This window comes from Bradyrhizobium genosp. SA-3 (genome assembly GCF_004212635.1).
Classification (GTDB): domain Bacteria; phylum Pseudomonadota; class Alphaproteobacteria; order Rhizobiales; family Xanthobacteraceae; genus Bradyrhizobium.
In genome coordinates this window covers 14636-36062 of sequence record NZ_PSRT01000048.1, presented here as the reverse complement: position 1 = coordinate 36062, position 21427 = coordinate 14636, and the positions used below count along the sequence as shown (strand labels likewise).

General features: G+C 63.7%; 19 protein-coding genes. 7 read left to right on the top strand and 12 right to left on the bottom strand.

Annotation, left to right across the window (positions count from 1 at the left end):
- Positions 1-25: 25 nt before the first annotated feature.
- The 3 genes from CWO91_RS18465 to CWO91_RS18455 form a co-directional block, all read right to left on the bottom strand.
- Positions 26-484, bottom strand: coding sequence for a RidA family protein (locus CWO91_RS18465; RefSeq protein ID WP_130215093.1), 459 nt, complete (start codon positions 482-484; stop codon positions 26-28).
- Between the two features lie 21 nt (positions 485-505).
- Positions 506-2197, bottom strand: coding sequence for a benzoate-CoA ligase family protein (locus CWO91_RS18460; RefSeq protein ID WP_130215054.1), 1692 nt, complete (start codon positions 2195-2197; stop codon positions 506-508).
- A 142-nt stretch (positions 2198-2339) separates the two neighbouring features.
- The gene (locus CWO91_RS18455) at positions 2340-2858 is read right to left on the bottom strand and encodes a MarR family winged helix-turn-helix transcriptional regulator (RefSeq protein ID WP_165405530.1); all 519 of its coding nucleotides are present in this window, start codon (positions 2856-2858) and stop codon (positions 2340-2342) included.
- Positions 2859-3109: 251 nt separating this feature from the next.
- Between CWO91_RS18455 and CWO91_RS18450 the strand changes: the two genes are divergently transcribed.
- Entirely contained in the window at positions 3110-4285 is a 1176-nt protein-coding gene (locus CWO91_RS18450) for an ABC transporter substrate-binding protein (RefSeq protein WP_130215052.1), read from the top strand.
- A 24-nt stretch (positions 4286-4309) separates the two neighbouring features.
- Positions 4310-4765, top strand: coding sequence for a cupin domain-containing protein (locus CWO91_RS18445; RefSeq protein WP_080136282.1), 456 nt, complete (start codon positions 4310-4312; stop codon positions 4763-4765).
- Between the two features lie 8 nt (positions 4766-4773).
- Here the strand turns inward: CWO91_RS18445 and CWO91_RS18440 are convergent, their stop codons facing one another.
- The 4 genes from CWO91_RS18440 to CWO91_RS18425 form a co-directional block, all read right to left on the bottom strand.
- Positions 4774-6024 carry a flavin-dependent oxidoreductase gene (locus CWO91_RS18440; RefSeq protein ID WP_130215050.1) on the bottom strand — a complete coding sequence of 417 codons (1251 nt, stop codon included), beginning with the start codon at positions 6022-6024 and terminating at the stop codon, positions 4774-4776.
- A gap of 51 nt (positions 6025-6075) precedes the next feature.
- Positions 6076-8427, bottom strand: coding sequence for a bifunctional salicylyl-CoA 5-hydroxylase/oxidoreductase (locus tag CWO91_RS18435; RefSeq protein ID WP_130215048.1), 2352 nt, complete (start codon positions 8425-8427; stop codon positions 6076-6078).
- Between the two features lie 100 nt (positions 8428-8527).
- On the bottom strand, positions 8528-9364 hold the full coding sequence (locus CWO91_RS18430) for an enoyl-CoA hydratase family protein (RefSeq protein ID WP_130215046.1): 837 nt from the start codon (positions 9362-9364) through the stop codon (positions 8528-8530).
- A 43-nt stretch (positions 9365-9407) separates the two neighbouring features.
- On the bottom strand, positions 9408-10169 hold the full coding sequence (locus tag CWO91_RS18425) for an SDR family NAD(P)-dependent oxidoreductase (protein ID WP_130215044.1): 762 nt from the start codon (positions 10167-10169) through the stop codon (positions 9408-9410).
- A gap of 210 nt (positions 10170-10379) precedes the next feature.
- Between CWO91_RS18425 and CWO91_RS18420 the strand changes: the two genes are divergently transcribed.
- The 5 genes from CWO91_RS18420 to CWO91_RS18400 are packed head-to-tail and all read left to right on the top strand — an operon-like array spanning position 10380 to position 16098.
- Positions 10380-11177 (top strand): alpha/beta fold hydrolase, encoded by a 798-nt coding sequence (locus tag CWO91_RS18420; RefSeq protein ID WP_245471298.1) that lies wholly within the window; start codon positions 10380-10382, stop codon positions 11175-11177.
- Between the two features lie 12 nt (positions 11178-11189).
- On the top strand, positions 11190-12479 hold the full coding sequence (locus tag CWO91_RS18415) for an acyl-CoA dehydrogenase family protein (RefSeq protein WP_130215039.1): 1290 nt from the start codon (positions 11190-11192) through the stop codon (positions 12477-12479).
- Positions 12480-12481: 2 nt separating this feature from the next.
- On the top strand, positions 12482-14017 hold the full coding sequence (locus CWO91_RS18410; RefSeq protein ID WP_130215037.1) for a class I adenylate-forming enzyme family protein: 1536 nt from the start codon (positions 12482-12484) through the stop codon (positions 14015-14017).
- Complete coding sequence (locus tag CWO91_RS18405) at positions 14014-15102, top strand: NAD/NADP-dependent octopine/nopaline dehydrogenase family protein (protein ID WP_130215035.1); 1089 nt, start codon at positions 14014-14016, stop codon at positions 15100-15102. The genes CWO91_RS18410 and CWO91_RS18405 overlap by 4 nt, the downstream gene beginning before the upstream one ends.
- Positions 15103-15105: 3 nt before the next feature.
- Complete coding sequence (locus CWO91_RS18400; RefSeq protein ID WP_130215033.1) at positions 15106-16098, top strand: 3-hydroxybutyryl-CoA dehydrogenase; 993 nt, start codon at positions 15106-15108, stop codon at positions 16096-16098.
- On the opposite strand, the gene CWO91_RS18395 is transcribed toward CWO91_RS18400, so the two are convergent.
- The 5 genes from CWO91_RS18395 to ilvD all read right to left on the bottom strand — a co-directional run bounded on the left by CWO91_RS18395 (position 16095) and on the right by ilvD (position 21388).
- A complete protein-coding gene (locus CWO91_RS18395; protein ID WP_130215031.1) occupies positions 16095-17141 on the bottom strand; it encodes a peptidase M29 in 1047 nt (348 codons plus the stop codon). The genes CWO91_RS18400 and CWO91_RS18395 overlap by 4 nt on opposite strands.
- A 37-nt stretch (positions 17142-17178) precedes the next feature.
- Positions 17179-17946: an ABC transporter permease gene (locus CWO91_RS18390; protein ID WP_130215029.1), complete on the bottom strand. Its 768-nt coding sequence runs from the start codon at positions 17944-17946 to the stop codon at positions 17179-17181.
- Complete coding sequence (locus CWO91_RS18385; RefSeq protein ID WP_130215027.1) at positions 17943-18728, bottom strand: ABC transporter permease; 786 nt, start codon at positions 18726-18728, stop codon at positions 17943-17945. The genes CWO91_RS18390 and CWO91_RS18385 overlap by 4 nt, the downstream gene beginning before the upstream one ends.
- The gene (locus CWO91_RS18380) at positions 18725-19570 is read right to left on the bottom strand and encodes an ABC transporter ATP-binding protein (RefSeq protein ID WP_130215025.1); all 846 of its coding nucleotides are present in this window, start codon (positions 19568-19570) and stop codon (positions 18725-18727) included. Before CWO91_RS18380 ends, CWO91_RS18385 begins: the two co-directional genes overlap by 4 nt.
- A gap of 123 nt (positions 19571-19693) precedes the next feature.
- Positions 19694-21388, bottom strand: coding sequence for a dihydroxy-acid dehydratase (gene ilvD, locus CWO91_RS18375; RefSeq protein WP_130215023.1), 1695 nt, complete (start codon positions 21386-21388; stop codon positions 19694-19696).
- Between the last annotated feature and the right edge of the window lie 39 nt (positions 21389-21427).

Below are 21427 nucleotides of genomic sequence, written 5' to 3'. Positions count from 1 at the left end.
CAAGCCGAGCTGATCAGGGCCGAACTCAGCGAGGAATGACGGCAGTGGCCTCGATTTCGACGCGCGCCGCCTTCTCGACGAGCCGGACCACCTGAACCAGCGCCATCGCAGGGTAGTGCGCTCCGAAGACGTCGCGGTAGACCCTGCCCAGCTCCTTCAGATTAGCCAGGTACTCGTCCATGTCGACGACATACCAGGTCAGGCGCACGAGGTGTTCGGGCCGGGCGCCCGCTTCGGCCAGGATTTCGGCGATGTTGCTCAGGGTCTGGCGCACCTGCGCGACGAAGCCGTCCGCGAGACGCTCTTGGGCATCCCAGCCGATCACCCCGCCGGTGACGACGATCCGCCCATCGGCAGCCATGCCGTTGGCATAACCCTTTGGCATCGGCCAGCCGGACGGCTGGAGGATTTGCGCGCGGGAGCGGGTTTCGTGCTCGGCTGCTGTCGGCAGCACCGCGAGCTGCGGGCCTTTTGGCGTCGTCACGGACACTTCTCTATCCTTCTCTCATTCCGCAGCGACGCCTGAGGACGTCGCCGCGGCCTGCGCCAGCTGACGCAGGGCGAAACGCTTCAACTTGCCGGTCTCGGTCTTCGGCAATTGCGTCACGAATTCGATCGCGCGCGGATATTTGTACGGCGCGATCTCGCGTTTGACATGTTCCTGCAATTCGGCCACGAGCTGCGCGTCGGGCGTCACACCGGGCGCGGCGACGACATAGGCCTTCACGATCATGCCGCGTGCCTCGTCCGGCGCACCGACGACCCCGCATTCGACGACGGACGGATGCGTGAGCAGCGCTGCCTCGACATCCGTGCCTGCGATATTGTAGCCGGCCGAGACGATCATGTCGTCGGAGCGCGACTGGTACCAGAAATAGCCGTCGCTATCCATCAGATAGGTGTCGCCGGTGATGTTCCAGCCGTTCTGGACGTATTTCCGTTGCCGCTCGTCGGCGAGATAACGGCAGCCGGTCGGCCCACGTACCGCCAGTCGGCCCATCGTGCCCGGCGGCACGTCGTTGCCGGCATCGTCGACGACCTTGGCCTCATAGCCCGGCACCGGCTTGCCGGTCGCGCCGGGGCGGATCTCCTCCTCGGTCGCGCTGATGAAGATGTGCAGCAGTTCGGTCGAACCGATGCCATCCATCAGCTTGATGCCCGTGGCCTTCAGCCAGGCCTCGAATGTCGGCTTGGGCAGCGTCTCGCCCGCGGAGACGCATTTGCGAAGCGAGGAGATGTCACGGCCCGCGAGCTTGCCGAGCATGGCCCGGTATGCGGTTGGTGCGGTGAAGCAGACCGTGGTCTTGTACTGCTCGATCGCATTCAGAATGTCGTCCGGCGTCGTCTTCTCCAGCACCACGAAGGAGGCGCCAATATGCATCGGAAACAACACACCGCCGAAGCCGAAGGTGAAGGCGAGCGGTGCCGAGCCGATGAAGCGATCCTTCTGCTCGGCGCGCAAGATGTTGCGCGCGTAGCCGTCGCAGACCGCCAGCATGTCCCGGTGGAAATGCATGGTGCCCTTGGGATCGCCTGTCGTGCCCGACGTGAAGGCGATCAGGCAGACGTCGTCGGACGCGGTATCGACAGCCTTGAACTCCGGGCTCGCATCCGCGATCAGCGCTTCGAGCGAATCGGCGGCGCCGTTGCCCCAATAGACCACGTGCTTGAAGCCCGGCGCCGCGGCCTTCGCCTTCTCCATCTCCTCGGAGAGCTTTCCGTCACACAGCGCGAGCGTGATCTCCGCCTTCTGGATCGGATATGACAGCTCCTTGGCTCGCAAGAGCGGCATGGTCGCCACGACGATGCCGCCGGCCTTGATGACCGCGAGATAGGTCGCGACCATCATCGGATTGTTGGCCGAGCGCAGCAGCACGCGCCCGCCGGTTACGAGACCCAGCTTGCCGACCAGCACGTTGGCGATGCGGTTCACGAGGGCTTGCAGCTCGCGATAGGTGTAGCTGACTGCAGGACTGATGACGCAAGGCGCATCGCCGTGGCCTTGCTCGACCCAGCGATCGAGGAAATAGCTGACGCAGTTCAATCGCGCTGGGTAGCGCAGCTCCGGCCGCGTGAAGATGAATTCGGGCCAGAGCTCGCGCGGCGGCAGATGTTGCCGCGCGAACGTATCGATATGGGCCGTCGCAGTATTGCCGTCACACGAGCCCGACACTTGAACCTTGGCGGCGTTGGCCATCGCACGCTCCTTTCAGCATGGATTGCACCCGGCAGCACGATCTGGAAAACATTTTAGGCTTAAAACAATTTGGCGCAATAGCGGATTTTGGGCATTCCTTGCTTTTTCCTGCGGCAAATGGTTCGGCGGCCCGCCCGCCTGCTTACGGCCGGCGGCGCGCGGCCGATTTCTGCGCCGACGCCTTGGTCCTGGCCAGGAGCCGCATCAATTCGCGCACATCCTTCGGCGTCAGATCGGCGAGAAGGTCGGCAATCCAGGTTTCGTGTTCCGCAGCCATTCTGCGAAACTCGGCACGCCCGAGTTTTGTGAGGCGGATCACCTGGACGCGGCGGTCCGTCTCCGAGGTACGCCGGTCGAGGTGACCGGATTCCACGAGACGCTCGACAAGGCCGGTGACGTTGCCGTTCGACACCATCATGCGCTTGGAGACATCGGATAGCGTCATGCCGTCCGGCGCCTTGTCGAGCTGCGCCATCAGGTCAAACCGGGGCAAAGTGACGTCGAACCGCTGCCGCAGCCGGCCGCGGACTTCCCCTTCGATCAGGGTCGTGCAGGTCAAGAGCCGCAGCCACAGCCGAAGCTCTTCGGCATGGTCCTCCGGCGTTTCGACGGCCTTGGTCTCGGAATCGAGCATGTTGATGCAGTCACTCACGGCCGGCATTGGCGCCGGCACGGATTCCCTAACGTTTTGAGCTTCAAATAAATCGGGGCCGGCTGCAAGTCCAAAGCTGCAACAATCGACCGCACGTCCAACTTCTTTAGGCTTCAAATAATTGGCGCGCCGCTTGCATGCGCCGCTGCCCGCCGGATGCGACGCCTCGAGCTCGGCTTGCCGCGGCGGCCATCATCGGCATAAGCTTGGATTGGAGTACGCGGCTTGCAGCGCAAGCCGATCGTCACGAGGGACAGATCATGAAGACGCAAATGACCTTGGCCGCAGCCGCCATGCTGCTCGGCACCGCGATGAGCCCTGCCCTCGCCCAGGAGAAAATCAAGCTGGGTGTGGTCGTGACCCTGTCGGGACCTGCCGCTGCGCTGGGCCAGCAAGTCCGCGACGGCTTCGCGCTCGCAGTGAAGGATCTCGGCGGCAAGATGGGCGGCCGCGATGTCGAGGTGATCGTCGCAGATGACGAATTGAAGCCGGATGCGGCGGTGACGAAGGTCAAGGGCTTGCTCGAGCGCGATAAGGTCGACTTCGTGGTCGGCCCGATCTTCTCCAACATCCTCCAGGCGATCCACCGGCCCATCACAGAATCGAAAACCTTCCTGATCAGCCCCAATGCCGGCCCGTCGACGTTTGCCGGCAAGGACTGCAACCCGTTCTTCTATGTGACCTCCTACCAGAACGATCAAGTGCACGAGATCCTTGGCAAGGTCGCGCAGGATCGCGGCTATAAGCGCATGTATCTGATGGTCCCGAACTATCAGGCCGGCAAGGATTCGGTGGCGGGCTTCAAGCTCGACTACAAGGGCGAGATCGTCGAGGAATCCTACATGCCGCTGAACACGCTGGACTTCCAGCCGGAGCTTTCCAAGATCTCGTCGCAGAAGCCCGATGCGCTGTTCACGTTCATGCCGGGCGGCCTCGGCGTCAATCTCGTCAAGCAATACCGCCAGGCAGGGCTGGCCGACACCATTCCGGTGCTCTCGGCGTTCACGGTGGATGAATCGACCTTGCCGGCGCAGCAGGACGCGGCCGTCGGCATGTTCGGCGGCGCGAACTGGGCGCCCAATCTGGATAATCCGCAGAACAAGAAGTTCGTCGCCGCCTATGAGGCCGCCTATAACAGCGTGCCCGGTACCTACGCCTTCCAGGCCTATGACGCCGCGATGCTGATCGACAGCGCGGTCAAGACCGTGAAGGGCGACCTCTCCAACAAGGACGCCGTCGCCGCCGCATTGAAGAAAGCCGACTTTACCTCGCTGCGCGGCGCCTTCAAGTTCAACACCAACGGCTATCCGATCCAGAATTTCTACCTGACCAAGGTCGCCAAGCGTCCGGACGGCAAGTTCCAGACCGAGATCGTGCAGAAGGTCTTCGAGAATTACGGCGACCGCTATGCCAAGGACTGCAAGGCGGCGAACTAAGGACGTGTATCGCGGAGGACTGCAATGAAGAGCGAAATCACCGGCATCACCCGGGCCAATGAGGGCATCCAGGGCATCTCCTGGAACATCCTCGGCCAGACCTATGTGCCGAAGAGCTACGCCGAGAACAGCTTCTCCTGGCATGCGACACTGCCGCCAGGCACGTTCGTGCCGCCGCATATTCACCCTGACCAGGATGAGTATCTCTACATGCTGGAGGGCAAGCTCGATTTCATGCTCGGCAATTCCGAGGCGCAGGCGACCGCGGGCGACCTGATCCGCCTCGGCATGGGCGTGCCGCACGGGATCTTCAACAAGTCGGAGCAGACCGCAAAGGTGCTATTCTGGGTCTCGCCGAGCCGCAAGCTGTTCGATCTGTTCTGGGGCCTTCACAACATGAAGGAGCAGAAGCCCGAGGACGTGGTGGCGATGGCCGCCGAGTTCAACATCCACTTCCTGCCGCCGCCGCCCGGCGGCTAGCGGCGACTTCAGGCGCGCACCGCCGCAAGTCCCGGCACTGCGGCAAAGCCTGCCTTGGTGGCATAGCCGCGCACGATCGCTTCGCGCTGGGAATAGCTCAGGACGTTATCGACATTGTCGAAACCATCAGGCGCGAGCTGTTCGACGGCGTCAATGACGCCTTCGGGGCCGCCGCGCCGGTTGGAGCGGACGATCTCGGCCGTCATCGGCAGACGCTTCTTCTCGTATTCGAGCAACGCCTGACGCGGGTGGTCGGCGCGCACCAGCACGTCGGCAAGACAGCGCGCGTCGAGGATCGCCTGCGAGGCACCATTGGAGCCGACCGGATACATCGGATGCGCGGCGTCGCCGAGCAACGTGACGCGCCCGGACGACCAATAGGGCAAGGGATCGCGGTCGCAGGTCGGATATTCGTAGAATTCGGGCGTCGCCGAGATCAGGCTCTTCACGTCGATATAGGGCACCGAGAAGCGCGCGACATGCGGCATCAGCTCCTCGCGGCGGCCCGGCCGCGACCAATCTTCTTTCCGCGGTGGGGGTGCATTGCCTTCGCCCACTTTGACGAGCACCGCCCAATTGGTCAGACGGCTCGCCGGGCTCGATCCTTCCGCGATCGGATAGATCACCACCTTGGCGTTGAGACCACCGGCCACGATCATCGACTTGCCGGTGAGGAACAGCGGCCAATCGCGGGCGCCGCGCCACAGCATCAGGCCATTCCAGCACGGCGGCCCCTCGTTCGGGAACAGCGTCTCGCGGACGCGCGAATGGATGCCGTCGGCGCCGATCAGGATATCGCCGCGCGCGGTGTGGACATGCGCGCCGACGCGATCGAAGAAATAGGCCGTGACGCCGCCCTCGTCCTGCGTGAACGCACCCAGCCGGCAGCCGGTGTGAATCGCTTGCTGCCCGAGCCGCTCCTCGACGGCGCGATGGATGACGCCCTGAAGGCGCCCACGATGGATCGAGAATTGCGGCACGTCGTGGCCGGCGTCGATGCCGCGAGCTTCGCGCCAGACCTCCTGGCCGTGGCGATTGAGGTAATAGAGCTGATCGGTGCGGATCGCGACCTCGTCGAGCTTCTGCAACAGGCCGAGCCCGGCCAGCTCGCGCATGGCATGCGGCAGCGTGTTGATCCCGACGCCGAGCTCGCGAATGGTGTCGGCCTGCTCGAAGATCTCACAATCGAGGCCGCGCGAGCGCAGCATCAATGCCGTGGTGAGACCACCGATACCGCCACCGACGATAATCGCCTTCATCGCCCTTACTCCACTCGAAACACAGGCAATGGGGCAAGGTCGCACGAGCGGTCACTCCGCCGCAAGCGGCTTTGTCGCCTCCGCCTTGAGCTCGGCCCGCGTCTTGGGCTTAGCCTTAATTCTCAGCTCCTCGAAATCCTGCCGGTCACGGACGCTGTTACGGAAAATCTGATCCTTTCCGGGCAGATATTGCGGCGGGCAGAAAGCGTCGTTTGCCCCGTACCAGGCCGCCGCCTTCATGGTGAAGAACGGGTCGACCAGATGCGGACGGCCGAGGGCGACGAGATCCGCCCGGCCGGCGGCCAAGATGGTGTTGGCCTGGTCCGCCGTCGTGATGTTGCCGACGCACATGGTGGCCACCCGCGCCTCGTTGCGGACCTGGTCGGAGAACGGCGTCTGGAACATGCGCCCGTACACCGGCTGCGCATCGCGCACGGTCTGCCCGGTCGAAACGTCGACGAGATCGACACCCGCCTCGGCAAAGGCGCGCGCGACGGCGACGGCGTCGTCGCCGGTGATGCCGCCCTCCGCCCAGTCAGTCGCAGAGATACGCACCGACATCGGCTTGTGCGACGGCCACACCGCGCGTAGCGCCTCGAAGATCTCGAGCGGAAACCGCAGCCGGTTTTCGAGCGAACCGCCATAATCGTCCGTGCGGGTGTTGGTGAGCGGCGAGATGAAGCTCGCGAGCAGATAGCCGTGGGCGCAGTGCAATTCGAGCATGTCGAAGCCGCAGCGCTCGCCGCGCTCGGCCGCCGCGACGAAAGCGTCCCTTACCGCATTCATGCCGGCGCGATCGAGCTCGCGTGGCACCTGGCTGTCGGGGAAATAGGGCAGCGGCGACGCCGAAAAGACCTCCCAACCGCCCTGCTCCAGCGGCCGGTCCATGCCGTCCCACATCAATCTGGTCGCGCCCTTGCGGCCGGCGTGGCCCAGTTGCAGGCAGATTTTCGCGGCCGAATTGCCGTGGACGAAATCCACGATGCGCCGCCACGCGGCTTCCTGCTCGTCGGTCCAGAGACCGGCGCAGCCGGGCGTGATCCGGGCATCGCGGCTGACGCAGGCCATCTCGGTGAAGATCAGCCCGGCGCCGCCGATCGCGCGCGAGCCGTAATGCACCAGGTGGAAGTCGGTCGGCACACCCTCCCGCGCCGAATACATGCACATCGGCGACATCACCGCGCGATTGGCCAGCTCCATCTCTCGCAAGCGGAACGGCTGGAACAGCGGCACCATCGGCCGGTCGGTGTCGACATCGAAGCCGCTGCTGCGCACCTGCTTGGCGAACGACTTGTCGACCTCGGCCACGAAATCCGGCGCGCGGAGCTTGAGATTGTCGTAGGTGATCGCCTTCGAGCGCGTCATCACGCCGAAGGCGAACTGCACGGGGTCAAAATCCCAGAAGCGGTCGACGTGCTCGAACCAGACCAGCGAGACGTCGGCGGCATGCTGCGTCTTCTCGACCTCCTCGCGGCGGCCGTTCTCATAGACCTCCAGCGCCGCCTCGATGCTGGGCGCCTTCTCCATCGCTTCGGCCAGCGCGATGGCGTCCTCCATCGCGAGCTTGGTGCCCGAGCCGATCGAGAAATGCGCGCTCGCCTTGGCATCGCCGAGCAGGACCATGTTGTCCTTGACCCAGCGCTTGCTGCGGATCATGGGGAAGTTGCGCCACATCGAGCGGTTGGTCAGCAGCTTGTGCCCATCGAGGAACCAGCCGAAGATGTCCGCCATCCGCGCGGCGGACTGAGCCTCGTCCAGCCCCGTCAGCCCTGCCCGCTCGAACGTTTCAGGGTCGGTCTCGAAGATCCAGGTCGAATGCCCGGCCTCATACTGATAGGCATGGGCGATGAAGGCCCCCCACTCGGTTTCCTGGAAGATGAAAGTGAAGGCATCGAGCGGCCTGGTCGAGCCCATCCAGGCGAACTTGTTGGAGCGAACATCGACCTCGGGCTGGAAATGATCGATGTATTTCTCGCGGAAGCGGCTGTTGATACCGTCCGCAAGCAGGATGAGGTCGGCGTCGGCGAAGCGGGATTCGTCGTCGATATCCACTTCGAAATGCAGGGAGACGCCCAGCTCGCGTGCCCGCTCCTGAAGGATCAGCAGCAGCTTCTGCCGTGAGCAGCCGCAAAAGCCGTTGCCGCCGACCCGGTGCACCGTGCCGCGGAAATGCACGGCAATATCGTCCCAATAGGCGAATTCCTGGGTGATGCGGCGGTAGCTTGGAAGATCGTGCTTCTCGAAATTGTCCAGCGTGGCGTCGGAGAACACCACGCCGAAGCCGAACGTGTCATCGGCCCGATTGCGCTCATACACGCTGACTTCGGCGCCTGGGCGCTGCTTCTTGAGCAGGATCGCAGCGTAAAGACCCGCAGGTCCGCCACCGATGATCGCGACTTTCATGGGAGCCTCGCCAATTCACCTGGTCACGAAAACTATTTTAAGCCTAAAATAATTTCGCGCAAGTCCTCCGTTGCCGGGTGCCCCCGTAAAGACGAGCGTCCTAGTCGCCCCTGAAGACCGGCTTGACCTTGTTGGCAAAAGCCTCGAAGGCGCGCTCGAAATCCGCCGTCGTCATGCACAGCGCCTGGGCAACGGCCTCGGCCTCGATCGCCTCCTCCACCGACATCGCCCATTCCATCGCCAGCATCCGCTTGGTCATGGTGTTGGCGAAGGTCGGTCCTTCCGCGACCTGCTTGGCCAGCAATTGCGCCTGGGGCAGCACCTGCTCGGGCGTGACGAGGCGGCTGAAGAAGCCCCAGCGCTCGCCCTCCTCCGCGGTCATGAACCGGCCGGTGTAGAGCAGTTCGGAGGCACGTGACTGTCCGATGATCCGCGGCAGGATCGCGCAGGCGCCCATGTCGCAGCCGGCGAGGCCGACCTTGTTGAACAGGAACGCGACCTTTGTGCCGCTCGCCGCGAGGCGCATATCCGACGCCATGGCGATGATCGCCCCGGCGCCGGCGCAGATGCCCTCGACCGCAGCCACGATCGGCTGCGGGCAGGCCCGCATCGCCTTGACGAGGTCGCCGGTCATGCGCGTGAAGGCGGTCAGCCCCTTGGTATCCATCTTCACGAGCGGGCCGATGATCTCGAACACGTCGCCGCCGGACGAGAAATTGCCGCCGGCTCCGGTGACGACGATGGATTTGACCGCATCATCGAAGGCGCAGGCGCGGAAGAAATCGGTCAGTTCCCGGTAGCTTTCGAAGGTGAGCGGATTCTTTCGTTCGGGGCGATTGAGCGTAACCGTCGCGACACCGTCGACCACGGCCAGCAGGAAGTGCTGCGGCGAGTAATCTGCAAGCGGTATGGTGACGGGATTGGCTGGTCTGCTCATGCGATCTCCTTAGCTTCCTTGTTTCGCGCCTGCGCCACACACGCTAGATTTCACCACCGGCAACCGCGATCGCCTGTCCGGTGATCGCGCCGGCGCCCTCACCGCACAGCCACAGCACGGCATCGGCCACCTCTTGAGGCGTGATCAGTCTTCCTTGCGGATTATGTTTCGCGAGCTCGGCGATCGCCTGCTCGCGGGTTCGGCCGGTCTTCGTCATGATGTTTTCGATGCTGCCGGCGACCAGATCGGTGTCGGTGAAGCCGGGACACACCGCATTCACCGTCACATTGCTTCCGGCCATCTCGAGGGCGAGCGAACGCACGAGGCCGACCACGGCGTGCTTGGCCGCAGCGTAGGCGCTGACATACGCATAGCCCTTGAGCCCGGCCGTCGACGCAACCGCGACAATGCGGCCATAGGGACGGTCTTTCATGCCCGGCAACACGGCGCGGATGGCATGGACCACGCCCATGAAATTGACATCCATCATGCGGCTGAAGAGGGCGCCGTCCGATTTCGCGAATGGCGCCGATTCAGCGCTGCCTGCGTTGGCAATCAGGATGTCGATCGGCTTGCGCGCACTCGCTTCAAGGATGGCCGCCTTCAACGATGCTTCATCAGCGACGTCGGCAACAGCCGCGAAATGCGCGGCGCCTACGTTGACTGCCTCTGCAAGAGGCACCGCATTCCGGCCAAGCACGGTCACGGTCGCGCCAGCACCGACAAGCGAGGCCGCGATAGCGCGTCCGATGCCGCGACCACCACCGGTCACCAACGCGTGCGGCGAATGCGGCAATCCGGACATGCGCTGGCTCCCTGAGATGCTGATCGTTCCCTGGATATATTTTAACCTTCAAATTTTTGCAACGAAAGCGCCGATCGATATGGGGAACGGCCGCATGGCGACCGGCCCGAAAATTGCTTTAAGTATAAAATTATCCCTTCCCATCGTCCGCGAGCCTGTTAGCATCACAGAGCCAAGCAAAAGGATTGTCGCGTGTCGCAGCCTGCGCCAATGATAACAAAGGACGGACGCTTCGCCTACGAAGCCGCGGGCGATCCGGGCGCGACACCTTTGATTTTCCTGCACGGCATTGGCGGCGCGGCGCGAGCCTGGCGGCACCAGCTCGCCACATTCGGCAACCGCTTCCGCGCGATCGCATGGGACATGCCGGGTTATGGCGGATCGGCGCCGCTGGCCAGTGTCAGCATCGCTGCCTTGGCCGATGCGCTCCAGCAATTCATCGAGCAGCTCGGCGCAAGCAAGCCCATTCTGGTCGGCCATTCGATCGGCGGCATGATCGTCCAGAAATGGCTGGTGCAGTCGCCGAAACTGGCGCGCGCAATCGTCCTGGCGCAGACCAGTCCGGCCTTCGGCAAGGCCGACGGCGATTGGCAGAAATCCTTCATCTCAGCGCGGCTCGGGCCGCTGGATCGCGGGGAGACAATGACGTCGCTGGCGCCTTCGCTGGTGAAGGAGCTGGTCGGCGACGATCCCGATCCAAAGGGGATGGAGCTCGCCCGCGAATGCATGGCAAGCGTGCCTGAGGCCAGCTATCGCGCCATGATGCTGGCGCTCATCGGGTTCGATCAGCGCAGCACGCTTAGGGATATTTCCGTCCCGACGCTGCTGCTGTCCGGCTCCAAGGACAACAACGCGCCCGCACCGATGATGGCGAAGACGGCGACGTTTATTCCCGGGGCTGAATATGTCGAGCTCGCTGGCGTGGGCCATCTCGCCAATCTCGAACGCCCCGATGCCTTCAACGAAGCGCTCGGCTGGTTCCTGAACTCTCTCGCGACCAAAGCGTAAGGTGACTGCGCCATGACCATGCAAGTCGGCAAGAATATCGGCGCAAGCGACAAGGCCGTGCTCGATGCTCCGATCTTCGATCCCGTCGCATATCGCCTGGGTGACGAGCAGGCCGGCATCATTGCGCGCGCCCGCGAGATCGGCCAGAGCGTGTTCGCCGGCCGCGCCGCGACCTACGATCGCGAGGCGACCTTCCCGACCGAGAATTATCGCGATCTGCACCGCACCGGCCTGCTCGGCATTGCCGTCCCCAAGAAGCACGGCGGCCTCGGCGCGAACTACCAGACCTATGCCTTGGCCGCCGCCGAAATCGGCCGCTATTGCGGCGCGACGGCGCTGACCTGGAACATGCATGTGTGCTCGACGCTGTGGTCGGGCCCGCTGGCCGACGATCTCGACATGGACGCGCAGACTCGTGCCGAGCACGAGCGGCGGCGCGCGGCCCACTACAAGCGCATCGTCGAGAACGGCGCGATCTACTCGCAGCCCTTCTCCGAAGGCGGCGCGGCGGCGGCAGGCGGTGTCGCTTTCGGCACGGAAGCAAGGCCAGTCGAGGGCGGCTGGATCGTCAACGGCAAGAAGATCTTTGCGTCGCTCTCCGGCCATGCCGACTATTACGGCGTGCTGTGCACCGAGATCGAGGAAGGCGGCAAGGCTTCGCGCCGCAACACCCTTTATTTGGCCATCCCCGCCAAATCGCAAGGCGTCTCGGTCGTCGGCGACTGGGATCCGCTCGGCATGCGTGGCACCGTCTCGCGGACGCTGCTGTTCAAGGACGTGTTCGTGCCGGAGGATTCTGCGCTGATGCCGCGCGGCGTCTATTTCCAGGCCGCAATGCGCTGGCCGCACATGTTCCTGACGCTATCGCCGACCTATATGGGCCTCGCGCAAGCCGCTTACGATTTCACCGTGCGTTATTTGCGCGGCGAGGTGCCCGGCATGCCGCCGGTCAAACGCAGGATGTACCCGACCAAGCAGATCGCGGTCGCGCAGATGCAAATCAAGCTCGAGCAGATCAAGGCGATCTGGTTCCAGGCTGTGACCGAAGCCCGCGCTAATCCGAGCAAGGAACAGGTTCTGCGCGCCTACGCCGCACAATACTCGGTGATGGAGGGTGCCAATGAGCTCGCCGCGCTCGCGATCCGCACCTGCGGCGGTCAGGCCATGCTGCGGTCGCTGCCGCTGGAGCGGATCTATCGCGACAGCCGCTGCGGTTCGCTGATGTTGCCCTGGACCGCCGAGCTCTGCCTCGACCGGATCGGACGCGAGGCGCTGTACGAGGCCGGCGAGACGGACGACTGACGGTGGACCTCTGTAGCCTGATCGACCGCAACGCGGCGTTCGCGCCAGACAAGACGGCCGTTGCCTTCGAAGGCGAACGGCTGAGCTATGCCGCATTCGCCGCACGCATCGAACGGACCGCAACCGCCTTGAAGCAGGAACTCGGCGTCGGCCGCGGCGACCGTGTCGCGATCCTGAGTCTGAACCGGCCGGACTACCTCGTTCTGCTCTACGCTTGTGCGCGGCTCGGGGCGATGCTGGTGCCGCTGAACTGGCGGCTGGCGGTCGCCGAGCAGCTGTTCATTCTGAGTGATGCCGGCGCCAAGGTCCTGGTGCTCGAGCAGGCATTTGAGGGAGTGCTTGCCGAGCTTGGGCGGACCGCGCCGGGGACATCCGTCGTCGGCCTCGACTTCATGCCGCCTCGCGGCGCGACATTCGAAGGTATGCTGGCTCGTAGCCAGGGCAGCGGCCGCAACCCGCACACCGACCTCTCCTGCCCGCTCCTCATCGTCTACACGTCAGGAACGACGGGACGGCCGAAGGGCGCTGTGCTGCGGCAAGAGGCGCTGTTCTGGAACGGCGTCATGAGCCAGCACATGCACAACATGACGTCGGACGACCACGTGCTGACCGTGTTGCCGTTCTTCCATGTCGGCGGCCTCAATATCCAGACCACGCCCGCGCTGCAGTTGGGCGCAACCGTCACGGTCCACGCCCGCTTCATGCCGGATGCGGCGCTCGCGGCGATCGAACGCGAGCGGCCGACGCTGACCGTGATGGTGCCGGCGATCATCCAGGCCGTGAGCGAGCATCCTGCCTGGACGACGGCCGATCTCTCGTCACTCAAGGCCGTCGCCACGGGCTCGACCATCGTGCCGCCGCACCTGATCGATCGCTTCGTCGCGCGGGGCGTTCCCGTGCTTCAGGTCTACGGCTCCACTGAAACCTGCCCCATCGCAATTTACACCCGCCTCGGCGGCGATCTGTCGCGTGTGGGATCGACCGGACTCGCCGGCTTGTGTTGTGAGGCCAAGGTGGTCGATCAGGCCGGCGCCGAGGTGCCGGCTGGCACACCGGGCGAAATCGCGGTGCGCGGCGCCAACGTGTTTTTCGAATATTGGGGCAATGCGGACGCCACGCGCGATGCACTGCAGGACGGCTGGTATCGCACCGGAGATATCGGCCTGTGCGACGCGGATGGCTATTTCTGGATACGGGACCGCAAGAAGAACCTGATCATTTCCGGCGGCGAGAATGTCTACCCAGCGGAGGTCGAGCGCGTCCTGCTCGAACATCCCGATGTCAGCGAATGCGCCGTGATCGGCCGGCCGGACCCGCGCTGGGACGAGGTCCCTATCGCTTATGTGATCCGGCGACCCGGCTCGCATCTCCAAGCGGATGAGCTCAGAACGCACATCCAGGCGCAGCTCGCGCGATTCAAGGTTCCCCGCGATATCGTCTTCGTCACCGACTTGCCGCGCACGGCGCTGGGCAAGGTGCAGCATTTCCTGCTGAAGCAGCTCGATGCGCAATCGCGCGCGCAAGGAGAAACATCTTGAAGATTGCGGTTCTGGGTGGAGGAAACGGCTCTTTCGCGGCCGCGGGCGATTTTGCGCTGTCGGGGCATGAGGTCCGGCTCTGGCGCCGCGATGCGGATCAGGTCGCAGCGCATCGCGCTGCCGGCTCGCGCATCCTGGTCAAGGATCATAACGGCCGCCACGACGTGAAGCTCGCGCTGATCACGGCCGACATCGCCGAAGCCGTCAACGGCGTCGAGCTGATCCTCTGCCCCGCCCCCGCCTTCGCACAGCCGGATATTGCCGGTCTGCTCGCCCCGCATCTGCGGGACGGCCAGGTCGTTTTTCTACCGCCGGCGACATTCGGCTCGATGATCTTCGCCCAAGCGGCCCGAGATGCCGGCAACCATGCCAAGGCTAGCTTTGCCGAGACCGGAACGTTGCCCTGGCTGACCCGCAAGCATGGACCGTTCGAGGTCGCGATCACCATCCGCGCCAAGCGACTGCCGGTCGGCGTGTTCCCGCTCGATCAGGCAGCGCATGCGCTCAAAGTCATTGGACGCGCCTTCCCGGACGCGATCGAACCGTGCGGAGATGCGCTGTCCGGCGCGCTGATGAATGCAGGACCCATCATCCATCCGCCGTTGATCGTGATGAACGCCGGCCCGATCGAACATTTCGAGCGCTGGGACATTCACAAGGAAGGCACGCAAGCCGCGATCCGCCGGGTCACCGACGCGCTCGACGCGGAGCGCATCGCGGTGCGCGAGGCGCTCGGTTACGGCGCGCCGCATTTCCCGCTCGCTCATCACTACGCGAAGGAAGGCGAGATCTGGATGTATGGCCGCGGCTCGCACGACCGCCTGACCGATTCCGGCGACTGGCGCGAACGGATCGTGCTGACCGAGCACCGCTACATGCGTGAGGATCTGCGGCTCGGGCTGTCGTTGCTGGTCTCCGTCGCAGACCTGACTGGCGTGACCACACCGCTGGCCAAAGCATTCCTGGCGATCGGCGGCGCAATCTGCAGCGAGGATTTTTCGCGAAGTGGCCGTACACTCGAGACGCTGGGGCTCGGCGATCTCAGCAAGGCTGAATTGCAGACGCTGCTTCGCAATGGATTCTGATCGATGACCAATCGCGTCAATATTGCCTGTCTCGGGGCCGGCCGCATGGGACGCGGTATCGCCGTCGCGTTCGCCTATGCGGGGCACAGGGTTACGATGATCGACATCAAGGCGCGCTCCGCGGGCGATTTCGCCAAGCTGGAAGCGGACGCGCTCGGCGAAGTCAGGAAGACCTTTGCCAGCCTGTCGAAGCTGGGGCTATTGACCGAGGCGGATGTCGATCCGCTCATCGCGCGGGTCTCGGTGGTGGCGGCCGGCGAAAGCAGTGCAGCGCTCTCCGAGGCCGATATGGTCTTCGAGGGCGTTCCTGAGGTCGTCGAGCTCAAGCGGGAGGTGCTGGCGGCCGCCTCAAGGCAAGTCGGCCCGGACACGATCATTGCATCGACGACGTCGACCATTCTCGTCGACGATCTCTCCGGCGCGATCGTGAACCCTCGCCGTTTCCTCAACGTGCATTGGCTCAATCCGGCCTATCTGATCCCGCTGGTCGAAGTTTCGCCCGGCAAGGCCACTGACCCCGCCGTCATTGACCAGGTCAAGGCGCAGCTCGAAGGCATCGGCAAGGTACCGGTGGTCTGTGCGGCGACGCCCGGCTTCATCGTCCCGCGCATCCAGGCGCTGGCGATGAACGAGGCGGCACGCATGGTCGAGGAAGGCGTCGCCAGCGCGGAAGAAATCGACAAGGCGATCCGCTACGGCTTCGGCTTCCGCTACGCCGTGCTCGGCCTGCTCGAATTCATCGACTGGGGCGGCGGCGACATCCTGTACTACGCGAGCCGCTATCTCGAGGGCGCACTCGGCAGCGACCGCTATCGGGCGCCAGAGGTGATTTCGCGCAACATGAGCGAGGGACGGATCGGCCTGCGGACGGGCGCGGGCTTCCTCGACTATTCCGGCCTCGATGTCGATGCCTATCGTGTCGAGCGGCTCAAAGCCATGGTCGACCTGCTTCGCCACTTTGGCCTGGCGCGGCCGCCCGTGGTCGATCGCGGCTAGCCGAAGACGTCCTGGAGCACACCTTCGCGGACGACGGCAATGCCGTCGAGTTCGATCGTGGTTCCCATCATTGGCAGGTCGAAATGACCCGCCGTGTAGCGGCCTGCGAACTCATTCGCACCGGTCGAGAACAGGAAATTGCCGGACACAGCGCGAAGTTCCGTGCCGTTGGTATCGCGCTGGTCGTACATCGAGAGCGCCTCGTACCGCGCGCCGGGATTCATGCCAAACCCGACATGCGAGACCGCATAGGCTTCGCGATCACCCCAGGCGGCGAGATAACTGCGCATCATCGCGGCATCCGTACCTTCGCCTTCCAGCTCGACGACATAATCGTCCTTCAGCGTCATCTTCACCGGCGACGTCAGATACCGCTTGAAGGTGAGATTGATGTCGCCGGGCGCCATCACCAGGGTGCCGTTGACTGTCCCGCTCTTGGGAAAGCTGACGACGATTCCACCGGGCCAATGCGCCAGCGTACCGGGTTTGTCGGTCCAGCCCCACACACCGACCGTGGAGGCTCCGACCATATCAACATCAAGAGCCGTTCCTGCTTTTGAGGTGACCCGCATCCGCTTGGTCCCGCGCAGCATCTTCGCCGCGGCACGAACACGCTTCTCGAGCGCGGGATCTGGCACCATCCGCTCCAGCGCCTCGGGATGCTCGTTCGAAATCACCAGAATGCGCGCGCCGGCTTTGAGAATTTCCGGCGTCTCCACCGCGTGCATCAGGCCCTCGATGGTGCAATCCACCACAAAGCCGGCCTGCTGAAGCGCGCTGATCACCGGCCCCAGCCGCTGGATCGCCTCGCTCGCCCCGGTCGAGCGAACCGGAACGACATGACGGTTACGCGGTGTCGGCATCACCACGTGAAACGGCCGCGCTCCCATCCGCAGCAGCGCGAGCTCCGCCAGATGCACATTCAGCGCGCGCGACTGGGTTTCCGAGAGGATCGCCGCGGCATCGCCGGCCTTGACGGCGCATCGTTCAAAGATCTCGCAGAATGCGTCGATCCATTTTGCCTCGATGCGATCAGCCAGCATGGTTCACTCCCTGTCTTTCAGGATTCTTATTTGTCTGTTACGCTTCGGGGAAGCCCCGGAGCAGATACGATCGCACGGCTCCAAGCAAGCCGTTCAGGATCAAACCCAGCAGCGAGATCGTGATCAACGGGACGAACATGTCCACGGCCTGAAAGGTTCGGGCCGCCGTCACGAGCGCATGACCCAGTCCGTCCGTTGACGTGATCATCTCGGCCAGAAACACCACGATGCAGGAGATGACAAGGCCGATCCGGCAGCCGGTCAAGATCGACGGCATCGCCGCCGGCAGCACGACCTTGAAGAGTATTTCATAGCGCGGCGTTCCCGCCGCCATGGCCGACCAGATCAGCTTCTGCTCCACGGTCGACGCACCGTAGTAGGTGGACAATAGAATTGGGAAGAGAGCATCGGCAGCCACTAATGTGATCTTCGACCCGTGGCCGAAGCCGAGCAGCAGCAACAATGCTGGATAGAGAGCGACCTTGGGCAACGGCGCCAATACGCGCACGATCGGCCGAACCACAGCGTTGATCGCGGGATTGGCGGCGGCGGCGATGCCGATACTGACACCCAGCACGACCGCAATCGCGAACCCGGCAAACAGCCGGATCAGGGTGGCCGTGATCTCCTGCTGAAACGTCCACGTCACGAGCTGCTGGAACAACCGGCTGAAGACGTAGCCTGGAGGCGGCAGCAAAACTGCAGGTGCGAAGCCGAGTGACACCAAGCCTTGCCACAACGCGACAACCAGCACGATCGGGGCAATGCCAAGAACGACGTTTGGGGCGAGAAGGCGCGACATCATGAGAAGCTCAGCGGCATGTCGAATTGAGGCTCGGACCAACGCACAAGACGGGCACGAACCCTTTCGAAAATCGCGTCGAGGCAGATTCCCATTGCCCCCACGATGATGATCATCGCAAAGACGGTGTCATATTGGCCCATGTCGAGCGCGTTGAACAGGATGTTCCCGGCGCCGGACTGGCGGGCGATCATCTCGCTGGTGATCATCGTGATCAGCGCCAGCACCAATCCCGTGCGGCAGCCCGTCAGAATTTCTGGCAGTGCCGCCGGCAACACGATGCGCACCAGGCGTTGCGCCGGAGAAAGCCCCATCGCGGCGCCTGACCACAGCATCTTCTCTTCCACAGCCTTGGCGCCTTCGAAGCTGTGATAAATCACTGGCAGGCTGACGCCGAGGAAGATCACCAACGTCTTCGTGATGTCGCCTACGCCCAGCCACAGCATGATGATCGGCATCAACGCCGCCTTCGGCACCGGATAGATCACCATCAGGAGTGGATTGAAGAAGGCTGCGACAGCGCGGCTGCGTCCCATTAGGAGACCAAGTGGAATCGATACAAGCACGGCCACGCCAAACCCGATCGCCATGCGGCGGAGCGAGGCCAGAATGTTGATCAGGGATTCCTTATCGCCAAGAATATCCGGGATCGCGCGGATCGCTTCGATCGCCGTCGGAAAACTGTCGTTCTTCAGCGCGAGTGACGCGACCTGCCACACCGCCAGCAATCCGATGCAGGCGAGTACCGGGGCAGCGCGCTTGACTATGGCAGCCGACGACATCATGCGGGTGTGCCGGCTTCGTCGCTCTCATCGAACATGCGCTCGATGTCGACGACGTGCTTCTGGTACCGTGGATCGAGCAACAGCTCGTTGCGACGGCGCGGCCGCGGCAGATCAATGTCGATGACCTGCCGGATGCGGCCGGGCGATTTCGACATCATCACGACCTTGTCGGAGAGGAAGACAGCTTCATCGACCGAGTGGGTGACGAACAACACTGTCTTGCGATCACGCTCCCAGATGTTCAAGAGATCGTTCTGCAAGCGCGTCCGGGTGTGGGCGTCGAGCGCACCGAACGGCTCGTCCATCAACAGGACTTCGGGATGGTAGGCGAGCGTTCGCGCCAGCGCGACGCGCTGCTTCATGCCGCCCGACAGCTCCTTGGGATAGAAGTTCTCGTAACCCTTGAGGCCCACCATTTCGATCAAGGCGCAGCTTTGCGCTTCAGCCTCAGCGGTGCGCACGCCTTGCTGGCGCGGGCCATACATCACATTGCCGAGCACCGTTTTCCAAGGAAACAGGGCAAATTCCTGAAACACGGGTCCGCGATCTGGACCAGGCCCCGTGATCGCCTGCCCCTTCATCTTCGCCGCGCCGCTGGTCGGGCTGACGAAGCCCCCGACGATGTAGAGCAGTGTCGACTTGCCACAGCCGGACGGACCGAGGATTGAGACAAATGCGCCCTCGTCGATCGTGAGCGAGATGTCCGATAACGCCACATGATCCTTGCGCGCCGAGGTTTGAAAAACCTGCGAGACGCGGTCGATCTGAATGATCGCAGAAGCCCGGTTTTGTGACATCACCGGTTTCACCCATTCACTCGATCTCGAAGGCACTGCCGTCATCCCGTCGCTCGCCTCACTTGCGCGTAAACATTACTCGACGAACCTGCCGAACGTTCACCTTCAGCGGCACGAGCTTAGCAAGAAACCTGCCAGACAGTGGTCGTTTTCGCACCCGGCGGTGCGTCATTCGAACCAGGGCCATTCCGCCGGCCCTTCATGCGTGACAGCTCCACCCGGTGCCTGGCCCACCAATCGCGCATATTTCGCCAGCGCGCCGGCTCGATGACGCGGCGGGCGAGGCTTCCAATCGCGTCGGCGCGCCGCAAGTTCCTGCTCGTCGACCAGCATGTCCATCCGCCGGTTTGCGGCATCAATCCGGATCCTATCGCCGTCACGAACAAGCGCCAGGGGACCGCCAACAAACGCCTCAGGGGAGACGTAGCCGATGCACATGCCGCGGGTCGCGCCAGAAAACCGTCCGTCGGTGATCAGGGCCACTTTCTCGCCCATGCCTTGCCCGTAGATCAGCGCGGTGACGCCGAGCATCTCGCGCATGCCGGGGCCACCGACCGGCCCTTCATTGCGGATCACCAGCACCTCGCCCGCCTTGTAGCTGCGGTCACGAACCGCTTTGACGCAAGCCTCCTCGTCTTCGAAAACCCGTGCCACGCCCTCGAAGAACTGGCTCTTCAATCCCGCAACCTTGATCACCGCGCCGTCGGGACAGAGGTTGCCCTTCAGCACCGCCACGCCGCCATCGGGCATGATCGGCGCACGGGCCGCGTAAACGACCTCACCATCGGGCGCGTTAGCCGCACCATATTCTTCGGCAAGCGTGCGGCCCGTGATGGTGATGCAGCTACCATCGATATGCCCGCTCTGGATCAGTTCGCCGATCACCACGGCGGCGCCGCCGATATCGTAGACATCCTTCGCCGTGTATTTGCCTCCGGGCCGCAGATTCCCGATCATCGGTGTCCTGGAAAAGACCTCGCCGACGTCATCGATGGTGAACGCGATGCCCGCCTCGTTCGCGATCGCCGGAAGATGCAGAGCGGCATTGGTCGAGCCGCCCGTCGCAGCGACGATCGCGGCGCCATTCTCCAGGGACTTCCGCGTCACGATGTCGCGCGGCAGCGGCCCGCCGCGTTCCAGCATCTCCATGATCAGGCGTCCGGCCCGGCGTGAGATCTGCGCGCGCTCGGTGTAGACACCGGGGACCATCGAGACGTTGGGGATGGTGAGGCCCATCGCCTCCGACACCATGCCCATGGTATTCGCAGTGAACTGGCCGGCGCACGCACCGATGGTCGGCAGGCAGGCGCGCTCGATCCGCTCGAGCGTGGCGCCGTCGATCTCGCCGGTCATGAAGCTGCCGACAGCCTCATAGGAGTCGAGCACCGTCAGGGTCCGCCCGTCTACGCGGCCGGGCAGCGAGCTGCCGCCGTAAATGAAAATGGATGGCACGTTGCAGCGAACCATGCCCATGATCACGCCGGGAAGCGTCTTGTCGCATCCGCCGTATCCGATCAGGGCATCGTAAGCCAGACCATGGACGACCGCTTCGATGGAGTCGGCGATCAGCTCGCGCGAAAACAGGGAGAACTTCATCCCCTCATGATTCATGCTGATGCCGTCGGAAACCGACACGGTGGAGAATTCCCGCGGCGTGCCACCGGCCTCCTCGATTCCGGTCTTGGCCGCGGCGACCTGAAAGTCGTGGGTCATATTGCAGGGCGTCTGCTCGCCCTTCATGCTGACGACGCCGACCATCGGCTTGGCGATCGCGGCGTCGTCGAGACCCATTGCGCGCATGAACGCACGATGCGGGGCTCGATCGAGACCGTCTGTGGTGATCCGGGATCGCAACTTCTTCATACGTGCATCTTCTTCATGCGGCGTTCCGGATGATCCGGA